At 69.9% G+C, this 2,794-nt stretch carries 4 protein-coding genes; 3 read left to right on the top strand and 1 reads right to left on the bottom strand.

Annotated features, from left to right (window positions below; genetic code table 11):
- Positions 1–105 precede the first annotated feature (105 nt).
- From JF597_RS53055 to JF597_RS53065, 3 genes are all read left to right on the top strand, one after another.
- Positions 106–1,035: a LysR family transcriptional regulator gene (locus tag JF597_RS53055; protein WP_294014151.1), complete on the top strand. Its 930-nt coding sequence runs from the start codon at positions 106–108 to the stop codon at positions 1,033–1,035.
- A gap of 274 nt (positions 1,036–1,309) precedes the next feature.
- Positions 1,310–2,296 carry an ornithine cyclodeaminase family protein gene (locus JF597_RS53060; RefSeq protein ID WP_294014153.1) on the top strand — a complete coding sequence of 329 codons (987 nt, stop codon included), beginning with the start codon at positions 1,310–1,312 and terminating at the stop codon, positions 2,294–2,296.
- Between the two features lie 43 nt (positions 2,297–2,339).
- Entirely contained in the window at positions 2,340–2,492 is a 153-nt protein-coding gene (locus tag JF597_RS53065) for a hypothetical protein (protein ID WP_294014155.1), read from the top strand.
- Between the two features lie 96 nt (positions 2,493–2,588).
- On the opposite strand, the gene JF597_RS53070 is transcribed toward JF597_RS53065, so the two are convergent.
- A partial coding sequence (locus JF597_RS53070) for an isochorismatase family protein (protein ID WP_294014157.1) occupies positions 2,589–2,794 on the bottom strand: 206 nt, incomplete at its 5' end.

Genomic DNA, 2,794 nt, shown 5'->3' on the forward strand with positions numbered 1-2,794 from the left:
GCCGCATCGGGCTGCAACGACTGTGCGGTACGCCGCCTGAGCACGGAATACTCTGGAATCCAGCAATGCGCCGACAACAACAACAGGAATCCTGAGGTATGGACCATGACGCTCTCTCTGCGCCAGCTCCGGTTCTTCGTGGCGGCGGCCGAGGCCGGAACCATCGCGGGCGCCGCGGCGCACGAGCACATCTCCCAGTCGACGATCGCCCTGGCCGTCAGCGAGCTAGAGAGCACCCTCGGCGTCCAGCTGTTCCTGCGCCGCCAGGCCAAAGGGCTGACGATCACTCAGGCCGGCCTGGCCGTGCTCGCCGACGCGCGCCCGCTACTCGCTCACGCGGACGAACTCGTGTCCAGTGCACGCAACCTGGGCGGGGAGCTCTCCGGGAACCTGACGGTCGGCTGCTACACGACCCTGGCCCCGTTCCTGATGCCCGGCGTCCTGGAGGGTTTCGCCACCGAACATCCGACGGTGCGGCTGAGCTTCACGGAGGGCACTCAGGTGGAACTGCAGGAGAAACTCCTCGACGGCAGCTGCGAGATGGCCCTGCTGTACGACCTCGATCTGCAGCCGGGCATTCAGCAGGAGACGCTGTACGTCACCCGGCCGCATCTGCTCCTGCCCCGCACGCACCCCCTGGCCGGACAGGCGCCGGTGAGCCTGCGCGACCTCGCGGACGAACCGATGGTCATGCTCGACAACCCGCCGAGCCTGCACTACTTCACGGAGCTGCTCGCCTCGCTCGGCATTCGGCCGGTGATCCGGCACACGACGAGCAGCTTCGAGACGGTGCGGTCACTGGTGGCCCGGGGCCTCGGCTACTCACTTCTGATCCAGCGGCCCGCCTCCGGCATCAGCCACGAGGGCGTACCGCTGGCCGAATGCGAGATCCGGGAGGAGGTGCCGGACATGCCCGTGCTGCTCGCCTGGCCCGCCCGCGCCAACCTCACCAGACGAGCCAAGGCGTTCGCCGACTTCTGCCGCCGGGCCCTTGAGGACGGGCCGGTACGGCCGGCGGTCGGGGACCACGCGTGATCCACTTCGGGGAGATCTCGGCGTAGCCACCTCTATTGAAAGGCGCGCACGGGATTGCGGACAGTGCGGCCGCCACTTAATGTGAGCACGAATCGAAACGATACGTACCGCATCGAAGGGAGTGGGCCGGTCGCCCGACTCGGCCCCACCGAATCCCCCGCGACCTGCTCGACCCCGCCGTCAACGGGCCCATACGCACGAGGAGATGGCGTATTCCGGCCTGTCGCGCGCCTCCCTCCTCCGGTCGACCGGCTCACCCGCAAGGAGCTTCCCCATGGCCGTGTATCTCACCGACGACGACGTCCGTTCCCTGCTCGACTGGGAGTCCGCGCTGAAGGCTCTGCACGAGGCCTACGCCGCTCCGGTCTCCGAAGCGCACTTTCCCCCGCGCACGATGGCCAGGGGCGAGCAGGAGTGGATGCGCACCCTCAGCGGGATACTCCCGAGCAGCGGTGTGATGGGAGCCAAGCTCATCGCCGTGTCGAACGGCAAGCGCAGGGGCGCCTACCTCGTGGCGCTGTTCGACCTCGAGACCACGGAGCTGGTCGCCCTGCTGGACGGCCGGTCGATCACGGGCTTCCGTACTGCGGCCACCTCGGCCCTCGCCGTCCGGTTCCTGGCGCCGCAAAGGCCGCTCTCGGTCGCCGTCATCGGCTCGGGGTTCGAGGCGACGAATCACCTTCGGGCCCTGGCCGCGACGCGGGAGCTCACCTCCGTACGGGTCTACAGCCCGAGTCCGGCGAGCCGAGCACGGTTCGCGGGGTCGTTCAGCGACCTGGCGGCCGAGGTGGTCCCCGCCGAGGCGCCCGAGGACGCGGTCGACGGCGTGGATCTGGTGCTGTGCGCCGCCCGGTCCCGGGACGAGACGCCCACCCTTCGCGGCACCTGGCTCAAGCCGGGGACGACAGTCGTGTCCATCGGGTCGACGCTGCCCGAGCAGCGCGAACTCGACCCCGTCGCCATCGACCGCTCGGACGTCGTGGTGTGCGACCTTGTCGACGAAGTCGCCCACGAGACCGGCGACTTCATCGCCGCACGCGCCGAGGGCCTGGAGTTCACCGACAAGCTCGTGTCTCTCGCCGACGTGGTCTCCGGCCGCGCACCGGGCCGGACCGGAACCGATGACATCGTGCTCTACAAGTCGGTCGGGTCCGCTCTGCAGGATCTGACGGTGGCGGCACTGTGCGCGCGTCTCGCGGGCGAACGGGGCGCGGGTGTGTCTCTGGACGCCCGCATCAGTCGTGGCTTCCAAGAACACTGAACGGTCATCAGCGGCTTGAGCCGGGCCACTACGGCCCCCGGGGGTGGTAGCCGCAGAGCTGCCACCCCGGGGGCGGTCCGAACTCGCCGACGCCGACGCGGCCACGTGCGTGATGTATGAGAACACCCCCGCCGACAGGTCCTTCGGCTCGGCCGCGCCCAGTACCTCGAAGGTGATCTCCGCGCCCCCGCTGTAGCTCGCGTCCTGACCACGACTGCCACCCGCCCGCGGAGCAAGCGGCGCTCCAGAGGGCGGTGGCCGCGTGGTGGACGGCGGCGGCCAGGGGCGAGGGTCACGCCAGAGGGCCGCCCAGCAGTTCCGTGGCGGTCGTGACGCGGACGAGCGGCCGGTACAGGTCCATGACGCGCAGGGCCTGGGCGTGGTAGTCGTCGTCCACGCCCGCGCAGGCGTCGGCGACGACCAGCACCTCCACTCCGGCGTCGGCGGCGGCGAGCGCCGTGGACAGTACGCAGCAGTCGGTGCTGACGCCTGCCAGGA

This window comes from Streptomyces sp., assembly GCF_019510245.1.
Classification (GTDB): domain Bacteria; phylum Actinomycetota; class Actinomycetes; order Streptomycetales; family Streptomycetaceae; genus Streptomyces.